The 26,327-nt window shown below is 52.4% G+C and carries 20 protein-coding genes; 5 read left to right on the forward strand and 15 right to left on the reverse strand.

What is annotated here, in order from left to right; genetic code table 11:
- Position 1: 1 nt before the first annotated feature.
- Positions 2-5,269: a PAS domain S-box protein gene (locus tag EFA69_RS14065; protein ID WP_123133741.1), complete on the reverse strand. Its 5,268-nt coding sequence runs from the start codon at positions 5,267-5,269 to the stop codon at positions 2-4.
- A gap of 164 nt (positions 5,270-5,433) precedes the next feature.
- Here EFA69_RS14065 and EFA69_RS14070 point away from each other — a divergent pair, with 164 nt between their 5' ends.
- Both EFA69_RS14070 and miaA read left to right on the forward strand, forming a co-directional pair.
- The gene (locus tag EFA69_RS14070; protein WP_123133742.1) at positions 5,434-6,519 is read left to right on the forward strand and encodes a glycosyltransferase; all 1,086 of its coding nucleotides are present in this window, start codon (positions 5,434-5,436) and stop codon (positions 6,517-6,519) included.
- Positions 6,516-7,436 carry a tRNA (adenosine(37)-N6)-dimethylallyltransferase MiaA gene (gene miaA / locus EFA69_RS14075; protein WP_123133743.1) on the forward strand — a complete coding sequence of 307 codons (921 nt, stop codon included), beginning with the start codon at positions 6,516-6,518 and terminating at the stop codon, positions 7,434-7,436. The genes EFA69_RS14070 and miaA overlap by 4 nt, the downstream gene beginning before the upstream one ends.
- 103 nt (positions 7,437-7,539) lie before the next feature.
- Here the strand turns inward: miaA and EFA69_RS14080 are convergent, their stop codons facing one another.
- Together EFA69_RS14080 and pfkA are read right to left on the reverse strand one after the other, a co-directional pair.
- Positions 7,540-8,595 (reverse strand): aldo/keto reductase, encoded by a 1,056-nt coding sequence (locus EFA69_RS14080; protein ID WP_123133744.1) that lies wholly within the window; start codon positions 8,593-8,595, stop codon positions 7,540-7,542.
- A 173-nt stretch (positions 8,596-8,768) separates the two neighbouring features.
- Complete coding sequence (gene pfkA / locus EFA69_RS14085) at positions 8,769-9,740, reverse strand: 6-phosphofructokinase (RefSeq protein WP_123133745.1); 972 nt, start codon at positions 9,738-9,740, stop codon at positions 8,769-8,771.
- A 305-nt stretch (positions 9,741-10,045) separates the two neighbouring features.
- On the opposite strand from pfkA, the gene EFA69_RS14090 reads away from it, so the two are divergent.
- Positions 10,046-10,474 (forward strand): tellurite resistance TerB family protein, encoded by a 429-nt coding sequence (locus EFA69_RS14090; protein ID WP_123133746.1) that lies wholly within the window; start codon positions 10,046-10,048, stop codon positions 10,472-10,474.
- Between the two features lie 14 nt (positions 10,475-10,488).
- Here the strand turns inward: EFA69_RS14090 and EFA69_RS14095 are convergent, their stop codons facing one another.
- The 10 genes from EFA69_RS14095 to EFA69_RS14150 all read right to left on the reverse strand — a co-directional run bounded on the left by EFA69_RS14095 (position 10,489) and on the right by EFA69_RS14150 (position 21,380).
- On the reverse strand, positions 10,489-11,124 hold the full coding sequence (locus EFA69_RS14095) for a hypothetical protein (RefSeq protein ID WP_148041360.1): 636 nt from the start codon (positions 11,122-11,124) through the stop codon (positions 10,489-10,491).
- Positions 11,125-11,227: 103 nt separating this feature from the next.
- Positions 11,228-12,985 carry an SLC13 family permease gene (locus EFA69_RS14100; protein WP_123133748.1) on the reverse strand — a complete coding sequence of 586 codons (1,758 nt, stop codon included), beginning with the start codon at positions 12,983-12,985 and terminating at the stop codon, positions 11,228-11,230.
- A gap of 158 nt (positions 12,986-13,143) precedes the next feature.
- Positions 13,144-14,337: an aspartate aminotransferase family protein gene (locus tag EFA69_RS14105; protein ID WP_123134848.1), complete on the reverse strand. Its 1,194-nt coding sequence runs from the start codon at positions 14,335-14,337 to the stop codon at positions 13,144-13,146.
- 442 nt (positions 14,338-14,779) lie between these two features.
- Positions 14,780-15,235 (reverse strand): hypothetical protein, encoded by a 456-nt coding sequence (locus EFA69_RS14110; RefSeq protein ID WP_148041361.1) that lies wholly within the window; start codon positions 15,233-15,235, stop codon positions 14,780-14,782.
- 10 nt (positions 15,236-15,245) lie between these two features.
- On the reverse strand, positions 15,246-15,686 hold the full coding sequence (locus EFA69_RS14115) for a hypothetical protein (RefSeq protein WP_148041362.1): 441 nt from the start codon (positions 15,684-15,686) through the stop codon (positions 15,246-15,248).
- 38 nt (positions 15,687-15,724) lie between these two features.
- A complete protein-coding gene (locus tag EFA69_RS14120) occupies positions 15,725-16,264 on the reverse strand; it encodes an RNA polymerase sigma factor (protein ID WP_123133751.1) in 540 nt (179 codons plus the stop codon).
- 402 nt (positions 16,265-16,666) lie between these two features.
- A complete protein-coding gene (locus EFA69_RS14130) occupies positions 16,667-18,061 on the reverse strand; it encodes a vWA domain-containing protein (RefSeq protein WP_245964588.1) in 1,395 nt (464 codons plus the stop codon).
- Between the two features lie 231 nt (positions 18,062-18,292).
- Entirely contained in the window at positions 18,293-18,739 is a 447-nt protein-coding gene (gene bcp, locus EFA69_RS14140; protein ID WP_123133755.1) for a thioredoxin-dependent thiol peroxidase, read from the reverse strand.
- Positions 18,740-18,880: 141 nt separating this feature from the next.
- A complete protein-coding gene (locus EFA69_RS14145) occupies positions 18,881-20,782 on the reverse strand; it encodes a M23 family metallopeptidase (protein ID WP_123133756.1) in 1,902 nt (633 codons plus the stop codon).
- On the reverse strand, positions 20,769-21,380 hold the full coding sequence (locus tag EFA69_RS14150) for a fumarylacetoacetate hydrolase family protein (protein WP_123133757.1): 612 nt from the start codon (positions 21,378-21,380) through the stop codon (positions 20,769-20,771). The genes EFA69_RS14145 and EFA69_RS14150 overlap by 14 nt, the downstream gene beginning before the upstream one ends.
- Positions 21,381-21,617: 237 nt before the next feature.
- Between EFA69_RS14150 and EFA69_RS14155 the strand changes: the two genes are divergently transcribed.
- Complete coding sequence (locus EFA69_RS14155; RefSeq protein ID WP_123134849.1) at positions 21,618-22,418, forward strand: M48 family metallopeptidase; 801 nt, start codon at positions 21,618-21,620, stop codon at positions 22,416-22,418.
- A 1,045-nt stretch (positions 22,419-23,463) separates the two neighbouring features.
- Here EFA69_RS14155 and EFA69_RS14160 read toward each other — a convergent pair.
- Positions 23,464-24,285 (reverse strand): 3'-5' exonuclease, encoded by an 822-nt coding sequence (locus EFA69_RS14160; RefSeq protein ID WP_123133758.1) that lies wholly within the window; start codon positions 24,283-24,285, stop codon positions 23,464-23,466.
- A 10-nt stretch (positions 24,286-24,295) separates the two neighbouring features.
- On the reverse strand, positions 24,296-25,648 hold the full coding sequence (locus EFA69_RS14165; protein WP_245964589.1) for a UDP-N-acetylmuramate--L-alanine ligase: 1,353 nt from the start codon (positions 25,646-25,648) through the stop codon (positions 24,296-24,298).
- Positions 25,649-25,951: 303 nt separating this feature from the next.
- Here EFA69_RS14165 and EFA69_RS14170 point away from each other — a divergent pair, with 303 nt between their 5' ends.
- Positions 25,952-26,278 (forward strand): hypothetical protein, encoded by a 327-nt coding sequence (locus EFA69_RS14170; protein WP_123133760.1) that lies wholly within the window; start codon positions 25,952-25,954, stop codon positions 26,276-26,278.
- The last annotated feature ends 49 nt before the right edge of the window (positions 26,279-26,327 follow it).

Raw genomic sequence — 26,327 nt, forward strand, 5'->3', positions numbered from 1 at the left:
GTTAGTTCGCTATGATTTTATTTCTATAGTTTGCCTTAAAAATAGTAAAACTTGACTTTAAATCAGAAAATGTATCGCCAACAAATGTCATTTTACCTTTTAAAATATCATGTTCTAGCTCTTTAGCCAGCGTGGAAATGGTACCAAGACCCAAGGTAGAGGCAGTGCCTTTGATTTGATGCAGTGTACTTAAAATACCCTCATAATGTTGTGCGGCTACTTCTTTTTCAGCTTCAGCCAGCAGTTCTGCGGTTTCTTCCTCAAAGTCTATGTAGAGTTGTAGGGCAAACTCATCGCCGCCAATGCTCTTCAACTGGTCTACTACTCCCATGTCCAGCATCAGTTCATCTGGGGCCGGGGCTTCTTCTGGCGTTGGGGCAGGCGTTGCGTCCTGGTTTTCAGGAGTTATGCTGTTCCCGTACCACTTGGAGATACGGTTATGTAAATCTGAGATTTTAACGGGTTTAGAGATATAGTCATCTAAGCCTTCTTTGATGAATTTCTCCGCGTCGTCTTTCATAGAGTAAGCAGTCATGGCAATGATAGGAGGACAATCAATGCCTAAAAGCTTTTTCAACTCATGGGTAGCGGTAACCCCATCCATCTCCGGCATCTGAATATCCATGAAAATCAGATCATATTGTTTCTGAGTAGCTTTTTCAATGGCCTCAAAGCCATTGGAGGCTACATCTGCAAAACAGCCCATTCGTTCAAGCAGCTTGAGTGCTACTTTCTGGTTGATCTGGTTATCATCTACCAGAAGCAGGATGGGAGCAGGATCAAAGCTACCTATCTGGTCTAACTCTTTGGAATGCTGTAACTGCTCATTGATTTGGGTAATGTTCTCTGCGTCTTTGCAAAGGATGGTAAACCAGAACGTGCTGCCTTTGTCTGGCTGGGACTCCACACCAATTTGTCCCCCCAGCAACTCACTTAGTTGTTTAGAGATGGCCAGCCCCAGACCGGTTCCCCCAAAGGTTTTAGAAGAAGAATTGTCTAGTTGCGTGAAGTTAGTGAACAGCAACTGTATGTCTTCTTCACTAATGCCTATGCCAGAGTCATTGACTCTGAACAGTAGCAAGTGCTTGTCTTCTTCCCCGCTTACTCGGCTTACTTCCACGCTTACGCTGCCTTCGTTCGTAAACTTGATGGCATTAGAAGTGAGGTTAGAGAGCACCTGTAGTAAGCGAATTTCATCAGTTACAATATACCTAGGCGTATCTTCTGAGATGGAGTAGGTAAACGTAAGGTCTTTCTGTAAGGCACGGTTGGCAAACAATGAATGAATCTTGTCCAGTACATAGAAGAGGTCAATACCGGTCTCATTGAGTTGTAATTTCCCTGCCTGTATTTTAGATAGATCCAGAATGTCATTCAGGATTTCCAGTAGAGCATCTGAAGACTTGCGTAGGGTATCTATGTAGTCAATCTGTTCTTCATTGGCAGCGCTGTGGTGCAACAGGTCAATCATACCAATGATCCCGTTCATGGGAGTGCGAAGCTCGTGGCTCATGTTGGCTAGGAACTGGTTTTTCACCTGAAGGGAATTTTCGGCAAGTTCTTTGGCTCTGATCAACTCACGTTGCGTGTCTTTCAGCTCTGTGATATCACGGCATACGCCTTCAATGGCTATGGGTTCCTGGTCAGCGTTAAGGATAAGGCGTGAGTTGATCAAAACTTCTATCTCCTGCTGCTGGCTGGTTCTGAGGGTAGTCTCAAAGTTGCGCACACTCCTCTGGTTGAAGAGCATGTTCAAAAGGTGTTCCCGGTCCTCCGGATACACGTAAAGCTGACTCACGTTCATGCCCATGGCTTCGCTTTGGGAATATCCCAATACCTCTTGTACCGAAGGACTTATCAACTGGAAATCACCGCCAATACCGGTTTTGTAATACAGGTCCTGGAACGATTCAAAGATCTGCCGGAATTTCTCCTCATTCTCTGCCAGGGCTAACTGGGAGATTTTCTTTTCAGTGATATCCAGGGCTATGGCCGACACATCCTCGAAGCTACCATCTTCCAGGTAAATAGGGTTCAGGAGTACCTCACGCCAGGAACTGGTCCCGTCTGGCTGGTGCAATTCAATTTCAAACTGCTGGGCCTGGCCCGCAAAAGCCGACTCATACGTCTGCTTCATGAGGTCAAAGTATTCCTGAGAAACGAAGGAGCCTACCAAATCGCTCAACAAGACACCAAAGACGGGTAAGTTCCCTGTCCAAGTGTGGATGTCGTTGGAGAAGTTCTGGTTAAACGAGGTAAGTTGGTACTGGCGGTTAATGGACCACATCAAGTGCGTTCCGCTTTCAAAGATTGCTTTGAGGCGGGCGTTCTGGATGGTGATTTGCTCTTCGTTGCGCTTCCGTTCAATGGCTAGGGCTACCTGGTTGGAGATAAAGTGCAGTATCTCAATATCAGTTTGCACATAAGCTTCTGGATTCTTATAATCTCTAACGGCAATAACCCCAATGATACGGTCGCCAATGGAGAGTGGGGAGGAAAGCATTACTTCCGGTACCACACCGTTTACTTCAATTTTGCCTTGCTCCACTAACCGCATAAAGTCAGCCTTGGAGGCGTAGAGCGGCTTACCGGTCTGAATGATGTACTCGGTCATGCCTAGCGAAAACGGTCTGGGAGCGGCCGGAACGTTAGAAAGCTGATCTACATAGTACACAAAGTTGATGAGATTGGTATCTTCATCATAGAGGGCGATGTAGAAGTTATGCGTCTCAATGATCTTGCTGAGCTCCCGGTGGATAGCACTGTACAAAGACGGCAAGTCTTTGGAACTGATGGCTAGGTTGGCAATGCTGTAGTACACCTTCTGCAGGCGTTCTGCTTTGATGCGATCCGTAATGTCGTGTAGAATGGCGCGGGTGGCAATGGGTTTACCGTCTTGCCAGCTGCAGTTGATACTGCCAATCAGGTGAATCGGTTTGCCGCTTTTGGTAAGGAAAACGGTCTCTATTTTATTGACATCATCGCCTTTGTACAAATTCCGAAGCTGGTAGATGAGCTTGGCCTTGTAGTAAGGGTGCACAATGTCATTGAGGGTGAGGTTCTCAATGTCAAAATCGTTGTAGCCCAATTTCTCTTTCCAGGCCCGGTTTACGAAAATGAATTTGTTGTCTGTAGAGATGTTCTGGATCAGGTCGTGGGCATTGTCAAACAAGTCCTGCAGACGTATCTTGTTGTCTTTGAGGGCTTCCATGGCAATCCGTTTGTCGGTCATGTCTTTGCCCACGGCCGTTACCCCCACCGCTTTGCCTTCGGCATCCATCTCAAACATGATGTTCCAGCGCAGGATTTTCACTGACTGAGATTTGGTAATCAGGTCCCATTCATAATAGCTGCGTAGCGACTGGCTCTGCAATGCCTTCCGGATTTCCTGAATACGCGCTGGCCGTTCTTTCTCAGAAACAAAGAGGTCATAGTAGTTTTGGCCTATCACTTCTTCGCGCTTGTACCCGGTGTATTGGAGGAAATAATCATTTACATACACCACGCGCAGGTCAAGGTCCATACTGACGTAGGCCAGATTCACTTGGCTCAGGAAGGAACGGAACTGGTGCATTGACTCCCGCAGAACTTCCTGCCGGCGCATCAAGGCCTGAGCTTCTTTTCTAGAAGTGATATCCCGTACAATGCACTGCACAAAACTTACCCCTTCCAGCTGGATCGCACTAAAGCTGATTTCGCTGTCAACTACGGTGCCGTCTGTTTTCTCAATGCGCCATTCTAAACTATGTGGTTGCCCGTCTTTTATGGTGCTTTCAATCATCTGCAGAGATTTCTCCACCGATGAGGTGTTATCAGCCTGAAGCCCAGGGGAGAAATCAGCCAGTCGTTTTCCTATAATATTCTGCTTGTCACAGTCCAGTAACACGGTTGCCTGAAAGTTACAGTCGGCTATCTGGGTATTGTTCAGCAGGAAAATGGCGTCGTTTGAAGATTCAAAAAGCGTTTTGTATTTGCCCTCTGAGTAATGCAGCTCCTGGCGTAGTTCAAATCTGGTTAAGTAAGAGCTTAACTCAAATCCCACATAATTGATAAAATCTGTGAGGCTGCTGGTTATGTGGGCGGCATCATCTACCAGAAGTAAAATGGTAGCCAAGAAATGTTTATCTGTGCTGATGGGCATGGCCAGCAGTTCCCGCTTATTGAAGAGGTGCTGGAAGTTGCGTGATATGCTGAGCAGAGACCTGCTCTTGTTCTTGTTTTCCAGCTGGCTAATGAAGCCAGGTTTAAGCGCCAGCACGCTTTTCTCCTGCAGTAAAATAGATTGTTCCCCTTTGCTGGTAACCAATTGGACCATGCGGGTGGCGGGTTGGTAAACGAAAACGCCGCCCCCGTTAATGCAGGGGAGTTTGATTAATTCATCCAGCGTGGCAGAAAGAATATCTTCGGCAGTTTTCAGTTTCGTGAGTAAGGGTAGTAGCCTGGCCATGAATTCCTGTTGCTGCTGGCGTTGCAGACCTATTTCAACCTGACTGCGGGCATCTTCCATGGGCTTAGCGGTGCCCAATACTACTTCCTGGCCAAAGTACCTACCCCATTTGAGGCTGAGCCACAAAGGGAAAAGGGTATCATCCTGGCTCTTGAACCACCAGTCTAACCGTTGGGTTTTGCCGTTGCAGGCGTTCCGGAGTTTTCTCTTGAAAGCGATTTTCTCCGATGGATTTAAACCAAAGGCCTCAAACACACTTTCACCCAACAACTGCTGCTTGTCAATCTGGATAAGTTTAACGGCCTCTTTGTTGATATCAATAAACACTCCTTTCTTGTCCAGGATGAACAATGGATCTGTGCTGTCTTCAAAGATGCTGCGGTAACTTGATTCTGAGGCAAACATGTCGCCAATGGGCATTACCTCGGCAGAGGCGGCCCGTACGGCTATGTACAAAAACTCAAAGCCTTCCTGCTTTACCAAACTGGACTTGAAATAGAGTAAGTCGGCGTCCAGAACTTTGTACTTGGTTTGTAGGAAACCGCTTAGGTTTTTACGTTTCCGGAGCAGGCGCACGTTTCTGTCAAAGGCAGTCCAGTGCTTCTCCTCCAACAGTTCTTTGATATTGAATCCAGGCGGTACATTCTTGTAGTTTTTCAGCAAAGCTTCCTCAGCCTGCTTGTTGAAAGAAAGCAGCGTGCCATCTGGGAGGCAGACCAAAATGCATTTCCGGCTTCCGCTCACATGCTCGGCTAAATCAATCAGGTGCTCGGCGGCCGCTATCTGTGCTGTCTCTTCTACAGATGTGCTTAATGTGTTCATACCTAAGTATTTCTGTTGTGTCTGCTGCTAGCCCGTTCTCCTGTTGGCGGCACTTGGCTTGAAAAAACCTATTTTAGCAAAAATACTTTAAATATCTGTGAAATACACGGGATACAGAGCCAAAGAAGTCCGGAGGGAGAGAGGTAGTATTAGAAGCATTTTCCATGGGTAAATCCATTGTTTTCACGGTCACCACTGACCTAAACCACGACCAGCGCATGACCCGCATTGCGGGTTCTCTGGCCAGGGCCGGGTATCAGGTTACCCTGGTGGGAAGACGTTTGCCCCGCTCCTCAAAGCTGGAGGGTAGACCCTATAAGCAGCACCGGATCACGTGCCATTTCCACAAAGGACCCTTCTTCTATCTGGAGTATAACCTTAGACTGATGCTCTGGCTTTTCCGGAATCGGTTTGACGTGTATGGAGCAGTGGATGCTGATACCGCGCTGGCGGCAATATTTGCGGCTGTATGGCAGCGGAAACCCTTGGTATACGACGCACACGAGCTGTTCTCTGAGATGCCAGAGGTGGTGAACCGGCCTATGGTGAAAAACTGCTGGGCTTTTATGGAGAAACTCGCCTTTAGGCGGGCTACCTTGGCTTATACAGTCAGTGCTTCCTTGGTTTCATACTTTCACGCGAAATACCGACGACCCGTGCATTTGGTGCGGAACATGCCCCAGCGGCAGGCCACCTATGCCTTGCCAGATAATCCACCTTACTTTATCTATCAGGGCGCTCTGAATGAGGGGAGGGCTTTGGAAACGGTACTGCAAGCCATGGTACAGGTACCGGCCCGGTTCATTATCTGCGGAGACGGACCCCTGCTGCCGCAACTGAAGGCTTTGGCCAGGCAACTGGGCTTGGAAGATAAAGTAATGTTCAAAGGAAACGTTCCGCCGGCTGAACTAGTCAAAATCACTGCAGCCGCGTGGGCCGGCATCATGCTCCTGAAGCCGCAGGGACTCAGTTACTACTACTCATTGGCTAACAAGTTCTTTGACTATGTGCAGGCGGGCATTCCGCAGGTGTGTGTGCCGTTCCCGGAGTACCAACAACTGAACGCGCAACATGAAGTGGCGCTGCTGGCGCAGGCCGAAGTAGAGGAGGTACGGAATGCACTGTTAACTTTGCTGCAAGATTCAGAGACCTACCACCGTCTGCAACAGAACTGCCTGCGGGCGCGGGAAGCGTGGTGCTGGGAAATGGAAGAGCAGCAGCTGGTAGCGCTATACGCCAGAATTACATGAAACAGAACAGATTTTTAATAGTTGTAGTGGGGCCCACCGCCGTGGGGAAGACCGATTTCTGCGTGCAGTTGGCCAAGCACTTCGAAACGCAGATTTTGTCTATGGATTCCAGACAGTTTTTCAGGGAGCTGAGCATTGGTACCGCCAAGCCTACCCCGGAAGAACAGGCTGGTGTGGTGCACCATTTCATAGATTCCCATTCCATTCTGGAAGAATATAACGCCGGGGCCTTTGAAGAAGATGCCTTGGCTCTTCTCCAAGATTTGTTTCAGAAGCATGAAACCGTGATTGCCACCGGCGGGTCAGGGTTGTATGTGCGGGCGCTGTGCGAGGGTTTGGATGAGATGCCGGAGATCATGCCGGGTATCAGAGAAGAACTGACGCAGCGGCTCACGGAGGAGGGGCTTCCTGCTTTAGCGGAGCAATTGAAGGCTCTGGATCCTACATACGCCCAGCAGGTAGATGTACAGAACCCGCAGCGGGTTATTAGGGCCTTGGAAGTTTGCCTGAGCAGCGGCCAGCCATATTCTTCCTTCAGGATGAAAAGCACGGAGCGGGAGCGCAATTTCCAGATCATCAAAATAGGCCTGAACCGGGACCGGCAGGAACTCTACGACCGCATAGACCGGCGCATGGACCAGATGCTGGAGCAGGGGCTATTGGAGGAAGTGAAACAACTGTTGCCTTACCGCCAGCACCAGGCCCTGCAAACGGTTGGGTACACAGAGCTTTTCCATTACCTGGACGGAGCCTATCCCTATGAGGAAGCGGTACGGCTGCTGAAACGCAACAGCAGGCGCTACGCCAAACGGCAACTGACCTGGTTTAACCGTGACCCCCAAATCCAGTGGTTTCACCCCAATCAATATGAGCAGGTTGTGCTGTACATCCAGCAGCAGATAGAGGCAGTGAAGTAAGTCAGAGACTCATCTCACTGTTGTATAAAAGCCGTTTGCGTTTAGGGGCCGTTTTTGGAAAAACGGCCCCTAAACGCAAACGGCTTTTCACTTGCTAAAAAGCCTAAGACATCTTGTCTGAGGGATAAAACGGCGGCAGCGGGTTGAGTTTAGTGTTCTGTCTCTGGTGCCAGTAGGGGTAAATGGGAGGGGCGGCGCTGGCGGCATCAAGTTTCTTCACTTGTTCAGTCGTCAGGTTCCAGCCTACGGCTCCCAGGTTCTGCTTGAGCTGTTCCTCATTCCGGGCCCCGAAGATGATACTGGATACGGTGGGCCGCTGCAAGAGCCAGTTCAAAGCTACCTGGGCCACGGTTTTACCCGTTTCTTCGGCTACCTCATCCAGCGCGTCAATGGTTTGGTAGAAGAGTTCCTCATTGACCACCGCCTCCGGCACGGGGCTTCCGCCCTGGGCAACACGGCTATCCGGTGGCAGGGGCTGGTTCCGGCGGTACTTACCGCCTAACCTTCCGGCCGCCAACGGGGACCAGACAATGGCACCCACTTTTTGGTCCAGACCCAGCGGCATCAACTCCCACTCATATTCACGGTTGGCCAGGGAATAATATACCTGATGACCCACATAGCGGTTCCAGCCGTACTTTTCAGACACTCCCAGTGATTTCATGAGGTGCCAGCCAGAAAAGTTGGAAGCGGCAATGTAGCGCACTTTCCCGCTTTGTACCAGGTCATCTAGGGTGCGCAGGGTTTCCTCAACGGGAGTGTTACCGTCAAACCCGTGCATGTGGTACAGGTCTATGTAATCGGTGTTCAGGCGTTTGAGGCTGCCCTCTATCTGTTTCATGAGGTGCAGGCGGGAGGAACCCTGGTTGTTGAAGCCTTCGCCGAAGGGGAAGGTGCCCTTGGTGGAGAGAATCACCTGGTCGCGGAGGCCGGTGATGGCTTTGCCCAGGATTTCCTCAGACAACCCCTGTGAGTACGTGTTGGCGGTATCAAAGAAATTCACGCCAGCGTCCATACATAGGTTCACCAGGCGGGTGGCTTCGTCTACCTGCGTGCTGCCCCAGGCCTTGAAGAATTCGTTGCCCCCGCCAAAGGTGGCAGTCCCGAAACTGAGGACGGGTACCATCAAACCTGAGGCACCCAGCTGTCTGTATTCCATAGTTATAGTGTAGTTAGAGAATGTAAAACGGTGCCTGTCCTAATTGGTTAGGCAACCGCCGCGCCCATGCTGGTAAAGCAGCGCCAGGAGCAGCTAAAACACAAAATGCGTTTAGAGCCTTTTTTTCCAAAATCAGGCTCTAAACGCATTTCGTGTAAAATAGACCGAGGTCCTTACACGCTCAACACTTCCACCAGTTTGAGGAAGCTCTCGCTGATCGGTTTTTTCTTGGTGATGGTGTCATGGAAAGGCGTGTACACCACCTCGCCGTTGATCACGCCTACCATTTCATTGGCTCTGCCTTCAATCAGGCCTTCTACGGCGGCAACACCCATCTGGCTGCTCAGGAGACGGTCGGCGGCGGTGGGGCGGCCTCCGCGCTGCACGTGCCCGATGATGGTCACTTTGGCGTCCATCTGCGGAAGCGCCTCTTTCACTTTGGCGGCAATCTCAGTGGCCCCGCCTTCGTCGTCGCCTTCGGCCACAATAATGATGAAGGAGGTTTTGGAGCGGCGCCAGCCCTGCTGTAGGGTCTCAATCACTTCAGACATGGAGGTAATGGTCTCCGGAATCATCACCATCTCGGCCCCGCCGCCAATGGCGCAGGGGAGGGCAATGTACCCAGAGTCACGGCCCATCACTTCCACAAAGAACACGCGCTCATGGCTATCGGCGGTGTCTCTGATCTTGTCAATGGCATCTAGGGCGGTGTTCACGGCGGTGTCATAGCCAATGGTATAGTCTGTCCCGAACAGGTCATTGTCTATGGTGCCGGGCGCGCCAATGATAGGAATGCCATATTCTTCATAGAAAACCTTGGCGCCGGTAAAGGTACCGTTGCCGCCAATGGCCACAATGCCCTCAATCCCGAACTTGGAGATTTGCTCAAAGGCTCTTTTTCTTCCTTCCGGGGTCTGGAACTCAAGGCAGCGGGCCGATTTGAGGATGGTACCGCCTTTCTGGATGATATTGCTCACGGAGTGGGAGAATAACCTGTAGATCTCTCCCTGGATCATGCCGTTGTAACCACGGCCAATTCCGTACACTTCTAATTTATGGTAGACTGCCGTCCGCACCACGGCACGGATACAGGCATTCATGCCCGGGGCATCTCCCCCAGACGTAAAAACAGCTATTTTCTTCATCTTAACATCTAATACGGAGCCACAAAGTAAGGCATAACTTAAGAAAACTCAAGCTTTACGGCGGGTAAGGGGGCAAAAAGTGTCTGGCCAACGGCAATTGTGGCGTTTCCCGTTTGCCCAAGATGTGGCCGTAAAGGCATAAAAACCAGCGTGGCGGGAAAAATTTGAACACATTTCCAGGTTTGGGGCGGCTATTTTTCCAAAATTCCGTAAATTATGGGAGTATATCCCTTAGCGCAGAAATTTGCGCAGTAGCAGCACTACCCACATAAATCTTTTTGGACAACACCAACTAAAGGAACTCAATGTTTTCGATTTTTGAGAGTGAAGAAACAAAGCGGCTCAAGAGCCATATTGTGAATTTAGGGGCTCTGGCTAAAATTGATGGGCACATAGATGCGGCAGAAATGGAGCACATCATCTCTATTGGCGAACGAAAAGGCATGCGCGCCCAAGACGTGCGCGCCCTGCTGGCAGATAGCCACAACGTGAAACTGACCATGCCCAACAATGACATGGACCGGTTTGACCAGATTTACGACCTGGTGGAGATGATGCTCGCCGATGGCATTGTGGATGACAGCGAGATGGAGTTCTGTATTGACATTGCCACCAAAATGGGATTCAGGAAAGCCGTGGTGGGAGTACTGGTGAAGAAAATCACCACGGGTGTGAAAGATGGTCTTTCCCGTGAGGAAATCAAAAGCGAAGCCATCAGCTTTCTGGAGCTGTAGCGCGGGCTGTTAGGCTAATCACCGGTTTCAAATTTCCTGAATTTCCCTTTCTCCCAGACGTAGGTGGCCACGTAGTTCTCCGCCCCCACAGAGATGCCGTCTTGCGGAATAGTCATGCGCTTGCGGGTGGCGTAATCATAGTACTTGTCTGTTTTCTTGGCCAGTTTGAGGTACCGGATGCTTCTCTTTTTACCGTCTATGAGGTAAAGCTGCTCACGTTCCAAAAGAAATTCCTTCCACTCATCATCTGCTTGCCGCACAAACGCATACACAAAGGCAGAATCTCTTTCCACCAGCTGAATGGCGTAGTCGGTCTGTTGGTCGCCGTTGAAATCTGCCTGTAAAAAGTAAGGTCCCTGTTCTTCCTGGGGAATTCGCTGCACATCAGAATCTGTGAGGGTGGGGAACTGCCAGAGGCCGTGAGTGCGGTCTAAATGCACCTCCAGCTCAGAGGGCAGCTGCTGTTTTACGTCCAGGCGGGGTGAGGGGGTGGTGGCGGTGCCGTCTATGCGGGTATTGGCAACGGAGTCTACGGTTTCCTCCAAAGTGGCGGGCGCCGATGCGGCCGCAGGTAACTCAGCCTGTTCCTGTACTTTCTCCGGCTTGCAGCCCCACAGCAAAAGTAAACATACGCACAAGATTCGCATCATACACAAGAAAGGTGGTCTCTCTTCTGTACGTGGCTGCGTTGGCACTGTTCCGGTAAAGGTTGTTTTAGGCCCGTTTTCAGAAAAAGAGCCGCTAAACGCCCATTTATAGCGGCCAGAACATGGGCACTACAAACAAGATGATGGTTATGAGCAGCAGCGTAAGCCCGGAGCCTATCTTTAGGAAGTCTTTGAACGTGTACTTGCCCGGTCCATACACCAGAATACAGGACGGCTCAAACGGCGTGATGAGCGATACCGAGGCCGACAGCATGATGGCAATGGCGAAGGTGCGCGGGTTTACATCTAACTGAATGGCCGTTTGCAGGGCCACCGGAAGCACCACCAGCGCGGCGGCAGCATTGGACATGGGCTGCGTGAGGAACACCGTGAGCAGAATAAACCCAGCCATAATCACCAGTACCCCAAACGGCTCCAGCAACCGCACTATGTTCTCGGCCAGGAACTTGTCGGCGCCGGTGTTTTCCATGGCCAAGCCGAAGGCCGTCATACCGCCAATGAGAATGAGCAGGCGCCAGTCAATCACCTGGTAGGCCCTGTCTGTGGAGATGCACTTGAACAGGACGCTCAGCACCGCCGCACACAGAAAACTCACCGACAGCGGCAGCAGGTTCAGGCTTCCTACAATAATAGCCATAATAAAGAACCCCAAGGTCAATAGGCCTTTGCGTTCTTTAAACAGAATGGGTTTAAATTCATCCAGCACTGCCAGGTGTTGGTTCATTTTCAGGTATTCCAGCCGCTCACCTGAGCCCTGCACCAGCAGCAAATCACCTAGTTGCAGCTGCACATCGCCAATTTTGGTTCTGATAGTTTCGCCCTGGCGCGACACGGCCAGCACCACCAGCCCGAAGCGGCGCAGAAACTCCACCTGCCTGATGGTGTTCTTCAAGAGGTCAGATTTACCCGTGATCAGGATTTCGGCCAGCCGGATGTCGCCGCCCACCAGGTCATCCTCCACAATCACGTCGGCCAGAATCTGGATGCCTTTGGTTTCCTTCACCTTGATCAGGTCTTCAATTTCGCCCTCCACCAACAACACATCACTGTTTCTGATGCGGGTGCGGTAGTCTGGCAGAAAGTTCTCTTTGTTTCTGATGATGTTGAGAATCCGGAAGCTCATCTTGGAGAGATCAGACGCGAAGGCAATCTGGCCAATGAGCGGGGAGTCATCCTGCACAATGATCTCTGTGAGGTAGGTTTTGATGTTGTATTTGGAGGTAAGGCCTTGGGTAGAGGTCTCTGGCAACAGGCGCCGGCCAATGGTCATCATGTACACAATGCCCACCGCAAAAATAACCAGGCCAATCCCGGAGAACTCAAAGAAGCCGAAGGGCTCATACCCCGCCTTACTCATGTAGCCGCTCACGGCCACGTTGGTGGAGGTGCCAATGAGGGTACAGGTACCGCCCAGAATGGAGGCATAGGCCAGCGGCATGAGGTATTTGGAGCTGCTGGTGCGCATTTTCTTGGCTACCCCTACAATAGGCGTCACGAAAAGCGCGGTTACGGTGGTGTTGTTCATGAACGCCGAGACTATGCCCGGAATGACCATGATGAACAGCAGCAGGGTGAGTGGCCGGTGCCCCGTGTGCCGCATGAGCCAGTTTACCAGAAAGTCTAGCACGCCGGTGTCTTCCAGCGCCGCGCTAATGACAAAAATGGACGCCAGAATGATGATGAAATCACTGCTGAACCCGGCAAAGGCCTCGGCTGGGCTTATGATTTTAGTGGTGGTTAAGACAATAAGCAGAATAAGGGTCACCACATCCACAGAGAGTTTCTCTGAGGCGAACATTGCAACGGCCGCCAAAAGCAAAAACAGAACTAAGGCAATCTCCATGGGGGCGCAAAGGGTTATATAGGTGTAGGGGCGTTGTCTTAAAAGGGCGCACGTAACCAGTCGGCTTTTATGCTAAGTGGTGTGTTGTACTGTAACAGGGTTTAAAAGGTTCTAGATTAAACTGGACTTATTTTATTCCTGGGCGGGTGGTATAAATGCTAGAAACCCACTTCTTCCACAATGGCCTCTAACACAAGGTCACAGGCGGTGTCAATTTCTGGGAACGTGATGGTGAGGGGAGGGGCAATGCGCATGGAGTTGTCGCAGAACAGGAACCAGTCAGTGAGCACGCCCTTCAGGATGGCTTTGTCAATGATGCGTTTCAGGGTGTCAAAAGAGTCGAATTCAACGGCCATCATCAGGCCCAGGTTCCGGATTTCCCGGACGGCGGGGTGTACCAACCGCTCTTTGAACCGATTGGCTTTGGCCTCTACCTGTGCCAGCAGGCCTTCCTCCTGAATTACCCGCAAAGTGGCCAAAGAGGCCGCGCAGGAAACCGGATGGCCGCCAAACGTGGTGATATGCCCCAGCATGGGATCGTTCTTGAGCGAGTGCATGATTTCCTGTCTGGAGATGAAGGCCCCAATGGGCATGCCGCCGCCCATGCCTTTGGCGCAGGTAAGAATGTCTGGCACTATGTTGAAGTGTTCAAAAGCCCAGAAGGTACCGGTGCGCCCAAAACCGCTCTGGATCTCGTCCAGCACCAGCAGGGCTCCTACCTCCGTGCAACGCTGCCGCAGTGCCTGTAAGTATTCTTTAGTGGGTACGCGTACGCCCGCTTCGCCCTGCACCGTCTCCAGTATCACGGCTGCCGTGCGGGAGGTGATCTGGTCCAGGTCTTCCAGCTGGTTGTGGCGGATGTGGCGCACATCTGGCAGCAACGGCCGGAACGCCCGCTTGAAATTCTCTGAGCCGTTGAGCGAAAGCGAACCCTGAGTAGAGCCGTGGTACGCATTGTTGAACGCGATTAGCTCGGTTCGGCCGGTAAAGCGTTTGGCCAGTTTGCAGGCACCTTCCACCGCCTCACTCCCAGAGGAAACGAAGTACACGTTGTCCAACCCTTCGGGGAGCGTTTGCGCCAAAGCGTGCGCCAGTTGGGCAGGCGGGGCCTGTACTATCTCACCGTACACCATGAGGTGCAGGTATTTGTCTAGCTGCTCGTGAATGGCCTGCAACACCCTTGGGTGACGGTGTCCCACGTTGCTCACCCCAATGCCGGAGATCATGTCCAGGTACCGCTGTCCGGCCGGGCCGTACATGTACACGCCCTCGGCTTTTTCTACTTCTAGAAGCAAGGGGAAATCGGTGGTTTGGGCCTGGTGTTGCAGGAAAAGCTGACGGGGAGAAAGCATAGGATTCTGAATTTTGAGCCCCAAAGATACAAATATTGCCCGAAGGCGCTCTTCCACCGTAAGTTTCCGCCAGGAGAGTGCCTCCCCTTTATCCTGCGGAACTTACTATATTTCTTGTAGTTAGATTGAGACTAAAACTACCCATTTGCTCCTAAACCCATAGCCGATAGATGCTGCGTTTAGGGGCTATTTTCAGAAAAAGAGCCCCTAAACGGTAGTTGAGGTACGGGAAGAAACGGTGTTAAATAGCGGGAGCCAACGAAGGCGGGAGGAGCTGAAACGTACGGAGAATGGAGATCATTTAAAACCCGGCGGCAAGAGGAGCGGCTCTCTATACTAATATCAATTTTGCGTTTAGAGGCTCTTTTTCCGGAAACAGGGCCAAACCGCAAAAGGAAAAGGAGGCTTCTGCCTCCTCCTCACTCTACAAATAAAACAAAAATTATTTGCTGGCCGTTTGCAGTCGCTCCAGCAATAGCTTGGTGAACTCCCGCTCAGAGCGGTAGAACGTGGCCAGCTGCCGTGGCCTCATGATGCGCAGGTATTTCTCCATGTACTCCCGGTCTAGGTCCAGTTCCCGCTGCCTTATGCTGAGGCGGCTTTCCAGGGCGTCCTGGATCTGCTCTTCAGACAGGTTGTTCAGGTTTTCTTCGCGCAGCGATTGGGTTTTCTGGCGCAGCTCGTTCTTGCGGTTCTCGTACTCTTTGTAGACGGGCCAGAAACGCTGGGCCTGCTCGGTGGTGAATTTTACTTTGTCTGTGATAAACGCGATTTTGGCGGTCTCAATTTTCTCAATCCGGGCTTTGCGTTCTTCGGGGGTTTCTTTTTTCTGCCCCTGGGCGAAGGCGGCAGAACCCATCAGAAACAAAAACAGGAACAGCACTTTTGGGAATTTCATGCTTCTTTGGTTAACGGTACTCATACGCTTCTTCCAACAACTCATTAGTATGCTCTTCATTGACTATGTCCGTCTGCCGCACGTCCAGGAACTCCAGTGACTGGCGCGGCTTCACGGCCGGCACATCGGCCAGGTCTGCGGTTTCCAGGTCTACCTGCGTGGTGAGGTACTGGTAAATCTCCTTCTGGGACACCTGCGCCATCACATCCTGGGCGCTGGGCTCAGGGCTCAGGTACTCAGTGGCCAAAAACGCCACCGCGAACACGGCACCCAGCGAAACACTGGCCAGAGCGGTTTTCAACTGCCAGAACCTGGAGACGGCAGACGGCTTAGGCGCGGCGGCATAGGCCGTGCGCTGCATAATGCGGGTGGGCAGGGCGTCAAAATAACGCTCCGGCACCTGAAAGCCTGGGTCTTTGGGTAACTCTGTCATGTCAAACTCCTTTTTCATCTCGCTCTGTGGGTTAGATGGGATTGGCCCGCCGGGGTTTAATCGTGCTTCAAATATTCTTCAATTTTTTTCACGGCAATGTGATAAGAGGCTTTCAAAGCCCCCACAGAGGTGCCCAGAATCTCTGAGATCTCCTCGTACTTGAGGTCATCAAAGTATTTCATGTTGAAGACCAGCCGTTGCTTATCGGGCAGACGCAGAAGCGCCTTCTGGAGTTTCAGCTGAATCTCGTCGCCGGAGAAGGAATCAGTGGCATCCAGCTTGTCTGAGAGTACGGCGCCCACGTCATGGAGGGGCAGGAAGAAACGTTTCTTTTTGGCGCTCAGGAAGTTGAGGCACTCATTGGTGGCAATGCGGTAAATCCAGGTGTAGAGTTGCGAATCTTTGCGGAAATTCTCCAGGTGGGACCACACTTTCACAAAGACCTCCTGGGTGAGGTCATCGGCATCGTCGTGGTCAATGACCATTTTGCGCACGTGCCAATAGACTTTCTGCTGGTACTTACGCACCAGTTGGTTGAAAGCCAGGTTCCGGGACTCAGGCTGCTGGAATTTGTCTAAGATCTCTTTGTCTTCCAAAGGAAAGTCAGGTGTTTCTGCTGATGGAGCTCTTGCCGTAGGGTAGGAAGCGCTGGCGTTTAGGGGCTGTTTTTGCAAAAACGGCCCCTAAACGCCAGCTTCTTTCCGCCTAAGACAACGCTCTGCCGCCGGGGTTCTTGTCTATGGGTAAAGATTAAGCTACAAGATAGAACTTTATTTTGGGGCAACGGCACGTTGGGCGGCTTCTACACTGCCCACCTGGAAGAAACGCGCCTGAAACTCCCTCTGCCAATGACCCTAATTAAGAGACTCATTCTGGTGGACCAAGAGGATGGCTGTGTTTGGATTGGTGCGGCCAAGTGCCGGCAGACCAGCCCCAAAACCGGAGCGGGTGCTTTTCAACGCTGCGTAGCGGAAATCCTTCATCTTATTAATTAGTGATTAGTTGAAAAGTTTGATGGTGGTGGTGAGGTTTGATCTAATGGTGAAATCCTTTACATCTGTGAACTGGCTACCCTTGGCGGTCCTCATCCTGAACACCACGCGGTAACGGCCCGGCTGTAAGGGCAAACTGATTTTGCTGCTGCCTTCGGGCAGGTTCCAGATCCATTCCTGGGTGCCGTCGGGCCGGAGCACGTACAGGCTGCCGTAGCCTTGCAAATCCTGCGTGATGCTGAGCGAGCCCGGCGGTGCGAAAGTAACCTGGGTGGCCTGGCCCTGTTTTACGGTCACCGTCTGCCTGATGCGGGGCAGGGTCAACAGCTCCACGTCATAGGTGCCGGCCAAGTATTTCTGCTGGCTGGGGAACCGCTGGGTCTGTAGAATATAGGGGCTGCCTTTCTCGCGCACCAGCGCCGTCACGGAGCCGTAAGAGGTAGGCGCGTCCTGCCGCAGGTACAGATACCCTTGCGGTACCTTCACCTTGAACACGTTGTGCTTGCCAGGAACAATGTTGAGGTTGGGCAGCGTCACGGCCGGAATGGTGTTCACCTCCAGGTCATAGGAAAGGAGCGCGTCAATCTCCAGCACATCGGGCTTGCCCGCTAGGTCACGGTAATGCACAAAGTTGTACTCAGGCTGGCCGGTCACGTTGTTCAGGAAGGTCATGTTCACGTTGCTCTCCACGGAGCGGCCGGCGTCATCGGTGAGGTCTACAGACACGGTGGTTTTTTTGAGTGCGATGCTCACCACGTTGTCCAGCACCTGCTGGAAGGTTTTGATGTCTGAGGCATTGTAATACTGGCCCATGCACCCAAACTGCTGCGCGTAGCCGGGGTCGTCGCCCAGGCCAATGATGAATGGTTTCAGGAACACCCGCTTTTTCTGCAACGCCAAAGAGGTGGCACAGGGATCGCCGCCGCAGCTTTCCAGCCCATCGGTGATGATAATGATGACGTTTCGCGCGTTAGGATCTACGGGAAAATCGTTAGCCGATTGCTGCAGGGAGTACGTGATGGGCGTGTTGCCTTTAGGGGTGATCTGCTGCAGGCGTTTCTTGATGTTGCCCGCGTTGTGGGCGGCAAACGGGACCTCCAGCTTGGAGTCTTTGCAGTTCTTCTGCGTCACCGGCGACTGGTGCCCGTACACCCGCAGGGCAATCTCCAGGTTCGCGTAGGTGTCCAGGGAATCGGCCATGCGGACCAGCATGGTTTTGGCCACTGCCCAGCGCTGGCTGTTCTCCCACTTGGCCATCATGGAACCAGACGCATCCAGGAGAAACAGCAGGCGGGTTTTCTTAGGTACAGGGGCTTTGTTCTGCGCCGCCGCAGGCAGTACCATGAACGCCGCTAGCAGGAGGCAAACCAGATTCAAACCAAGAGTACGGGCCAGCTTCATACGCCAAGGAAAAGTAGAGGCAGGAGGGTGGGCCAGCCTGCCAGGTGAGGTAATAGTCGTTCAGGGTTTCTTTGAGTTGCGCCAGGGGGTTGCTCTGAAAGCCCGTTAGTTGGTTCACGAGCAGTGCAATGGGCAGATCTGAGCTGAGCTTGCGTTTAGGGGCTGTTTTTGAAAAAATAGCCCCTAAACGCAAAAGGGCCGCCCGTTCCGGTAGGAGGGCAACCCTTTGGCTTATTTCAACAGCTGCGCGGTGTGGTTCTTGGTGTCTACCTTGGTGACGATGTCTTCAATCTTGCCTTCCTCATCTATCACGAAGGTGTAGCGCATGGTGCCCATGTATTTGCGGCCGTACATGCTTTTCTCCTGCCACACGCCGTATTTCTCCACCACCTCTTTCTCGGTGTCGGCCAGAAGGGGGAAGGGTAGGTTGTATTTCTGGATGAACTTCTGGTGCTTCTGCTCATTGTCTACACTTACCCCCAATACCACGTAGCCTTTGGCCAAAAGCGCCTCATAGTTATCTCTGAGGTTACAGGCCTGGGCGGTGCAGCCCGGGGTATCATTCTTTGGGTAGAAGTAGAGTACCACTTTTTTGCCTCTGAACTGGTTGAGTGTCACCAGCTGACCGTTTTGGTCTTTCACTTCAAAATCTGGGGCGGCATCACCTATCTGTAGCATTGCTTTTTATTAAGTGTTTAAAGGTATTAGGTTGAGGTGAAGTCTTATATGTGTGATTAGCGGCTCTTTTTCAGAAAACAGCCGCTAATCACAATCTTAAAAGCGCAGACGTTTAACGCTTCACCTTCAATTCTCACCTCATTATATCTTGGTCTGGTACACGGCTTCGTTGCCCATGGCATCGCGCACGCGCAAGACCACGTCACCGGCCAAAGGTACGGTTTTATCCAATTTCTCTGAGGTGAGGGTGGCGTTTTTGTGCTCCCATTTGAGCAGCAGCCACTGGCCGTTCACCTCACAGCTCCAGGACGCAATTCCGGAGAGGTTGTCCCGGATGATGAACTTGAGCTGGTTCGGTGATTTGCTCGCCAGTTTAATGGTAGGGGCCACCGTATCACTCAGGACTTTGAACTTGCCCAGGTCGCGGGCGCTGAACGTGATGGCGTCACCGTTCCAGGTGCCTCCCAGAAACCCGGCACCCCGTCCCCAACCCAACGCGTACACGGCTGCCTTGGATTTGTCTGCGGGCAGCTTGCTGGGTCTAATGGTAACCTGCACCGGCCGGAACAGCGTGGTGAGTGGGTTGTTGATGGTGAACACGTCGTTAGCGTCCTGGCTCGTTTGCAGGATAAGCGTGTCATACAGCGAGTTATGCCCGAAGGTGATGTCCATAAACCGGTTAGAGTACAGGTATTCCGTCTTGGGCGGTACCAGGTGGTTGAACGGGAACCTGACCTTAGTCCCCGTCACTTCAGCGGAGTCCGGTAAACCGCCAATCAGGTTGTACAGGTACACTGAGCCGGCGCTGGTGGTGTAAGACGGAATCACGGCGTATTTGTAGTTGCCAATGTAGAGGTCCAGGTTGCGGGCGGCTTTGGCCGTGTCTGCTACCGTGATTTTAAGGATGCTCTCCATGATCTCGTGTCCAATTTTAGGCTTCGTGACAGTGGGTTTACCTAGTTCCTTATAGGCGCTGCCTTCTCCCCGCACGTAGAAACGCAGTTGGGTCAGGTTCTTATAGGAATCGGTAAGGTCAGCCACTACTTCATAGATTTTGCCTTCCTCAATCCGGAACCGGCCGCGGTTGTTGTCTATCTCATAGATAGGCAGGGTATTGCCATCTGCCACGTACAGGCGCTGGAACGCCCGGTTCTTGAGCTTGAACACCGGGAAATTGATGTGCACCGACACCTGCCGCTGTAAATCAAACGGTACGCCGTCAATGTTATGGCGGTAAATGGTCTCACCGTTGATCCTGAGTTCCATGGCCTGCACTCCGTTGGTGTTGGCCGCCCCGTTGTACTGGTCAATGGCCTGAATTTCCAGCCCCAGCAAACCCGCCGCCGAGATGGTGTCCGGAATGGTGTACGTGGTGCCTTGCTTGACCGGGGTAAACTCGCGGCGCTCAAACTCGCCTTTCACGCGGGCGTCAATGCTCTGCGGGGTTAGCGCGAAATTGTAGACCGTGGGCGGAATATTGTCTACTATCTCGGGGAAGCCGTAGCGCAGCGGGTTGAGCAGGTTGTCTTTGGTATCGCGTACCTCAAAGTGCAGGTGCGGACCGCCGGAGCCACCCGTGTTGCCGGAGAACGCGATCACATCCCCTTTTTTGACTGGAAACTGCGTCTCGTTCAGGGCCACCTCCACATCAAATGCCTTTTTCTGGTACTGCACCTGCAACATGTGCTCGGCCAGGGCAGGGGGGAAATGGTTCAGGTGGGCGTACGTGGTCACCAGCCCGCCCGGGTGGGTAATGTAAATGAGGTTGCCGTAACCGTAGCTGGAGACCTTCACCCGGGAAATGTAGCCATCGGCAGCGGCGTAGACCGGCAAGCCGATTTTTCCTTCGGTCTTGATGTCAATGCCCCCGTGGAAGTGGTTGGGCCTGATCTCGCCCATGCTCCCGGAGAGAAAGTTCTGGGTGCCGGGCTTAATGGGGAATAGAAACGGATTGGCGGCAAAAGGAGCCTGCTGGGCCACGGCGGCCGCGCTGCTCCCCACCAAAAAAGCGACGATGAACGAACGGAAACTATTTAACTTCAAAATTGAGTAAGGTTTTGTCTTCAATGAACGCCTCTAAACGGTCGCCTATTTTAACCGGACCAACGCCTGCCGGGGTGCCGGTGAAAATGAAATCGCCTTTCTTGAGCGTGATGAACCGGGACATATACGAGAGAATGGCGGCAAAGTCATGGATCATCATGCCGGAATTGCCCTGTTGCTTCAACTCGCCGTTCAGCATAAGCCCGAAGTTGATGTTGTCAAAGGCCGGGAATTCCTCTACCGGCAGAAACTCAGAGACCGGGGCAGAGCCGTTGAAGCCTTTGGCCAACGTCCAGGGCAGGCCCTTGTTTTTGGCTTTGGTCTGCAGGTCGCGCGCCGTGAAGTCCACACCAATACCAATGCCGTCAAAATACTTCGCCGCGAACTTAGGCTGGATGTTCTTGCCCTCTTTGCCAATGCGCAGCACCAGCTCCACCTCATAGTGGATGTCTGTGCTGTAGTCTGGGTAGTAGAAGGGTTCGTTGTTGCGCAGCACGGCGGTATCTGGCTTGAAGAAGATGACCGGCTCCTCCGGAACTTCGTTTTTCAGTTCGGCGATATGTTCGGCGTAATTGCGGCCTATGGCTAGTATTTTCATGGTTCAGTTTTATTTTCAAAGATAAGGCTTTCTGTCTGCTACCTCAAGGGAAGTAAAAAGACTTGGGACAAAATAAAATTGGCATGGAATTGTATAGCGGATAAAATAGATTTGCGCCCGGATTCTACAAAGGGTACTACACTTTGTTTTCTTTTCTCCGTATAGGTCAACGTTCCTATACAGCGGCGAGAGGCCCGGCGGAATCCAGTTTTTGTACCACTTAACCTATCTATGAAAATGCGTACGTTCAAAAATGCACTTTTTACCCTGGCGGTTCTGCTCATGGTAGGGTGTACCACGGTTCCTATCACGGGTCGGCGGCAGTTGTCGCTGGTAAGTGACCAGGAGGTGATTGCCATGTCTTTCCAGGCTTACAATGAAACACTGAAGCAAAGCAAGCTTTCTTCCAATGCCTCCCAAACCGCTATGGTGAAACGGGTGGGGCAGCGTATTCAGGGGGCTGTGGAGCGGTATATGTCCCAGAACGGGCTAGCGGGTCAGCTGGAAGGCTACCAGTGGGAGTTCAACCTCATTGATGACCCTAACCAGCAGAACGCCTTCGCCATGGCGGGGGGTAAAACGGCGGTGTACACCGGTATTCTGCCCATCACCAAAGATGAAACGGGATTAGCGGTAGTAATGGGCCATGAGATTGCCCACGCCATTGCCAAACACTCCAATGAACGCATCAGCCAGCAGATGGCGCAGCAGTACGGCGGCGCGGCGCTTGGCGCGGTAGTGGGGGCCAAGTCTGCGGCGGCCCAGGAAATAGCCAACACGGTGTACGGCATTGGAACCGGCGTGGGCTTGCTCAAGTATGGCCGCGACCAGGAGTCTGAGGCCGACCAGTTAGGCTTGATTTTCATGGCCATGGCGGGTTACAACCCCGAGAGTGCCATTTCCTTCTGGCAGCGCATGGCGGCCAGCGGCGGAGCCGGAACCCCGGAGTTCCTGAGCACGCACCCTTCCAACGAAACCCGTATCAGCAACATTCAGAAGCACATGCCCGAAGCCAAGAAATTCTATACCGCCCGTTAAGCCATGAAAGTGAAAACGAAGTGGTTTGTGTTTGGCGCGGTGCTCCTAGCGCTGCTGCTTAAGTCTGACAAAGCCAGATAGGCTATCTTTGATAGTGCCATGGTACGGCCTCTTTCTTTTGAAAGGGGCCGTTCTGTTTAGGGGCCGTTTTTACAAAAAAGTCCCCTAAACGCTTTTTACTATATTATTATGGATGGTTCTGAATGGATAGTCCTTTAAAAGTAGTGATTCCCCTCGCTCGCGTCCCGCGAGTGTGCGCTACGTGCGGCCTCTGGCCGCGTCTTTGTGTATTTATAATGCCTGCATAGCGGGGGGACGCCGCAGATAGCTCACACTCGCGGGACGCGAGCGAGGGTTTTGTTTTAGGCAATCATTACTTACAGAGGATAACCCCTGAATGAAGTAGAAGAATCTAATTTGGTTTAATTGCTGCTGTTGCCTTCGATTGTCAGCATTTCTATGGCTCTATAAGCTGCGTTGTTCCATCTCTGCTGGTAAGCGCTCACGGCCGCGAAGCCCCGTCTTCCCCTCTCGCACTGCCCTTGCGGCCATGTGAATGCAGCTTGTGCTTAGCTTCTGCCTTTCTTTGGCCACAAGCAAGGCGCTCGAAGGAAAGACTGGAAAGGGTGCGGGTAGTGGAGGCTGTTGGGGGTTGAAACAGAGCATCTTTGCCTGTCAACAGCCCTTCTGGCGCGAGTCTCCAGACTCGTGCCGATGGATGAATGGAGTCTCCAGACTCCTGTATTCTAGCACTTTCTTTTTGTAGTTCCCGGCGAGTCTGGAGTCTCGCGCCAGTTCCTTCTTCCAAGCATCAGCAAAGGATTCACAACCCTGGATTCATTTATAACCTCGTAGCGTCTGCGCCGATTTGTGTTTAGCGCCTCTTTTTCTAAAAACAGCCTTAAACCAGAATGCCCGGCTAATCCTGAGACAGCCGGGCATTGGGAAACGGTGCTTTTCGTTTAGGGGCTTATTTTGGAAAAACAGCCTCTAAACGAAAAATGTAAATCGTGATACCTGATACGCGCTACTAGATACGCAAAGTCTACTGCTTCATGGCGGTTTGCCGGAGGGCGCCGCGGAGTTTGATGCGGGTGAGTACTTTTTTGGTGTAGAGCGGGAAATCGCCTTTCATCATCCAGTCATAGTAGCTGGGCTCGCGCTTGAGCACGTCCTCCACGGAGATGTTCTTGTACTTCCCGAAGTTGAAGACTTCCACGCCCTCGGCGTTATAGATAATGCGGCCGGAGAGGTCGGCGGTTTTGGTGAAGGTGAACTGGTGCAGGGCCTGCATGTCGTTCTTCACCGGATAATTGGCTTGGTCCTCGGCGCCGGGCAGGGGCACGTTCTCGTAGAAAGCCACCTGGCTTTTCAGGATCTCGTAGGTGGCAATGGTATCGGCCTCCGCCGAGTGGGCGTTCTCCAGGGTTTTGTCGCAGTAGAACTTATAGGCCGCTGACAAAGTACGCTGCTCCATCTGGTGGAAAATGCGGCACACGTCTACAATAGACCGGTTCTCAATGTCAAAGTCAATATCTACGCGCAGAAACTCCTCGGCCAGCAGCGGAATGTCAAACTTGATGAGGTTAAACCCGCCCAGGTCACAGCCGCGCAGGAATTCTTCCAGCGAGCGGGCCACCTGCGCAAACGTGGGGCACTCGGCCACGTCATCGTCATAGATCTTGTGGATCATGCTGCTCTCAATGGGAATGGGAATGGTGGGGTTGATGCGCCGGGTCTTGAGGATTTCCTCACCGGTGGGCATCACCTTGAGCATGCTGATCTCCACAATGCGGTCTTTGCAGATGTCTACGCCCGTGGTTTCCAGATCAAAGAAAACGATGGGTTTGCGCAGATGTAATTTCATAGGCGGCTGGTTAAGAAGCGGTGATGGTATGGGACAGTTCCTGCAAGTCAAGGTTTCCGAAGTTGCCGGAGGTCATCATGAGCAGGTTTTTGTCTTTCCAGTTGGTTTGGAGCAGGTACTCCTGTAGGGCCTGGCTGTCGGTGAAGACCTGGATCTGGTCATCGCCGAAGGCTGCTTTCAAGTCCTGTGGGTCTAGCGCGGGCATGCGCTTGTGCTCCAGAGTCTTGGGGTTGAAATACACGATCTTTACGTCTGGGGCCAGGAATGTGCCGTGGTACTGCGGTAAAAATGCCTTGTTCAGGCTGCTGAAGGTGTGCAGCTCCAGGCACGCGATCAGTTGCCGCTCTGGGTACTGCTTTTTGAGCGCTTCTGAGGTGGCCTTGAGTTTAGACGGCGCGTGCGCGAAATCTTTGTACACCAGCGTGTGCTCGTTCTCGCCAATTTTTTCCAGTCTTCTGGCCGCCCCTTTGAACGTGGCCAGCGCCTCATAAAACGCCTGCCCTTTAATGCCAATCTGCTTGCAGACCTCCTTGGCCGCCGAGATGTTGCGCAGGTTGTGCTCGCCAAAGAGCTGGATCTCTACATCGTCTTTCTTGGTCTTGAGCACGGTTTTGCCGTTCTTCTTGATCTTGTGCTCATGAATGGTGTAGCCAATGTAGTTTACGTCTGAGTTGTTGGGCACGCACACTTCCAGCACCTGCTCATCGTCTTGGTTGTAGATCATGGTGCCGGCCTTGGGCGTCATGTCCACGAAGATGCGGAACTGCTCGCGGTAGTTTTCCTCGGTGGGGAACACGTTGATGTGGTCCCATGAGATGCCGCTGATTACGCCAATGTGGTGGTGGTATTTATGGATCTTGGGCACGCGCTGAATGGGGGAGGAAAGGTATTCATCGCCCTCAATCACCATGATGGGGGCTTCCTCGGTGAGCTTCACCATGAGGTCAAAGCCTTCCAACTGGGCGCCCACCGCGTAGTCAAACAGGCGGTTGTGGTATTTGAGCACGTGCAGGATAATGGACGTGATAGACGTTTTGCCGTGGCTGCCCGCAATGACAATGCGCTGCTTGTTTTTAGACTGCTCGTAGATGAACTCCGGGAACGAGAAAATGGGAATGTTGTGCTCCTGGGCGTAGAGCAGCTCGGGGTTGTCTGGGCGGGCGTGCATGCCCACAATCACGGCATCGGGGCGGGAGTGGAGCTTCTCGGGGAACCAGCCTTCCTGCTCGGGCAGCAGCCCGTCGGCCGCTAGTCGGCCCTTGGCCGGTTCAAAGATCTCATCGTCTGAGCCTGTTACTTTCAGGCCTTTCCGGTGCAATGCCAGTGCCAGGTTGTGCATAATGCTTCCCCCAATGGCAATCATGTGTATGTGTTGATACGCCGCTGTACTCATGTAGTCCAATTCAAAGAGAGCAAATGTAGTGATTTCTGAACTTGCTAAGTGGTTACGCGAACCACGGATTTGTGGATATGTAACCTCAAATTTGTGGATTACTCTCTTCCGGGCATTGGCAACCTGCCGCATCTGAAAGTAGAAGCCTGTCCTGTTTTACGCCTGATTTAGGAAAAAGAGCCGCTAAACGCCTACAGGGCCAAGCCCCCAAAGCCCCCGCCACTGGAAAACTCCGCCACTTTTGTATATTGCCGTGCACTACAATCCGCACCTATGAAAAAGCTGCTGTCTTTTCCGTTGTTCCTTTGCCTGCTGGTCCTGCTGTTGGGCTGCGGTGGACTCTCCAATGAAGACAAAGCCCGCGCCCTGGTGCAGGAGTGGAACGCGAAAACCTTGGACGAGGCCGGCTATGTCTCCCACGGCTTTACAGACCTAACCAAGTCTGAGTACAAAAAAACACCCGCCTACCGCATCACGCACAAATTCAATTACGGCAACCGGGGCCGCCTGCGCGAATACTACTATTTCATGGACACCACCTTCACCCAGGTACTGGGCCGCAAACGCACCGACTGGGACAAAGAGAACCAAGCCGAGTAAAAACGGTTTCCAGCGGTCTGCCGCTGTTTAGGGGCTCTTTTTGGAAAAA

The sequence above is a fragment of the Rufibacter immobilis genome, assembly GCF_003721565.1.
In the GTDB taxonomy this organism is placed as follows: Bacteria; Bacteroidota; Bacteroidia; order Cytophagales; family Hymenobacteraceae; genus Nibribacter; species Nibribacter immobilis.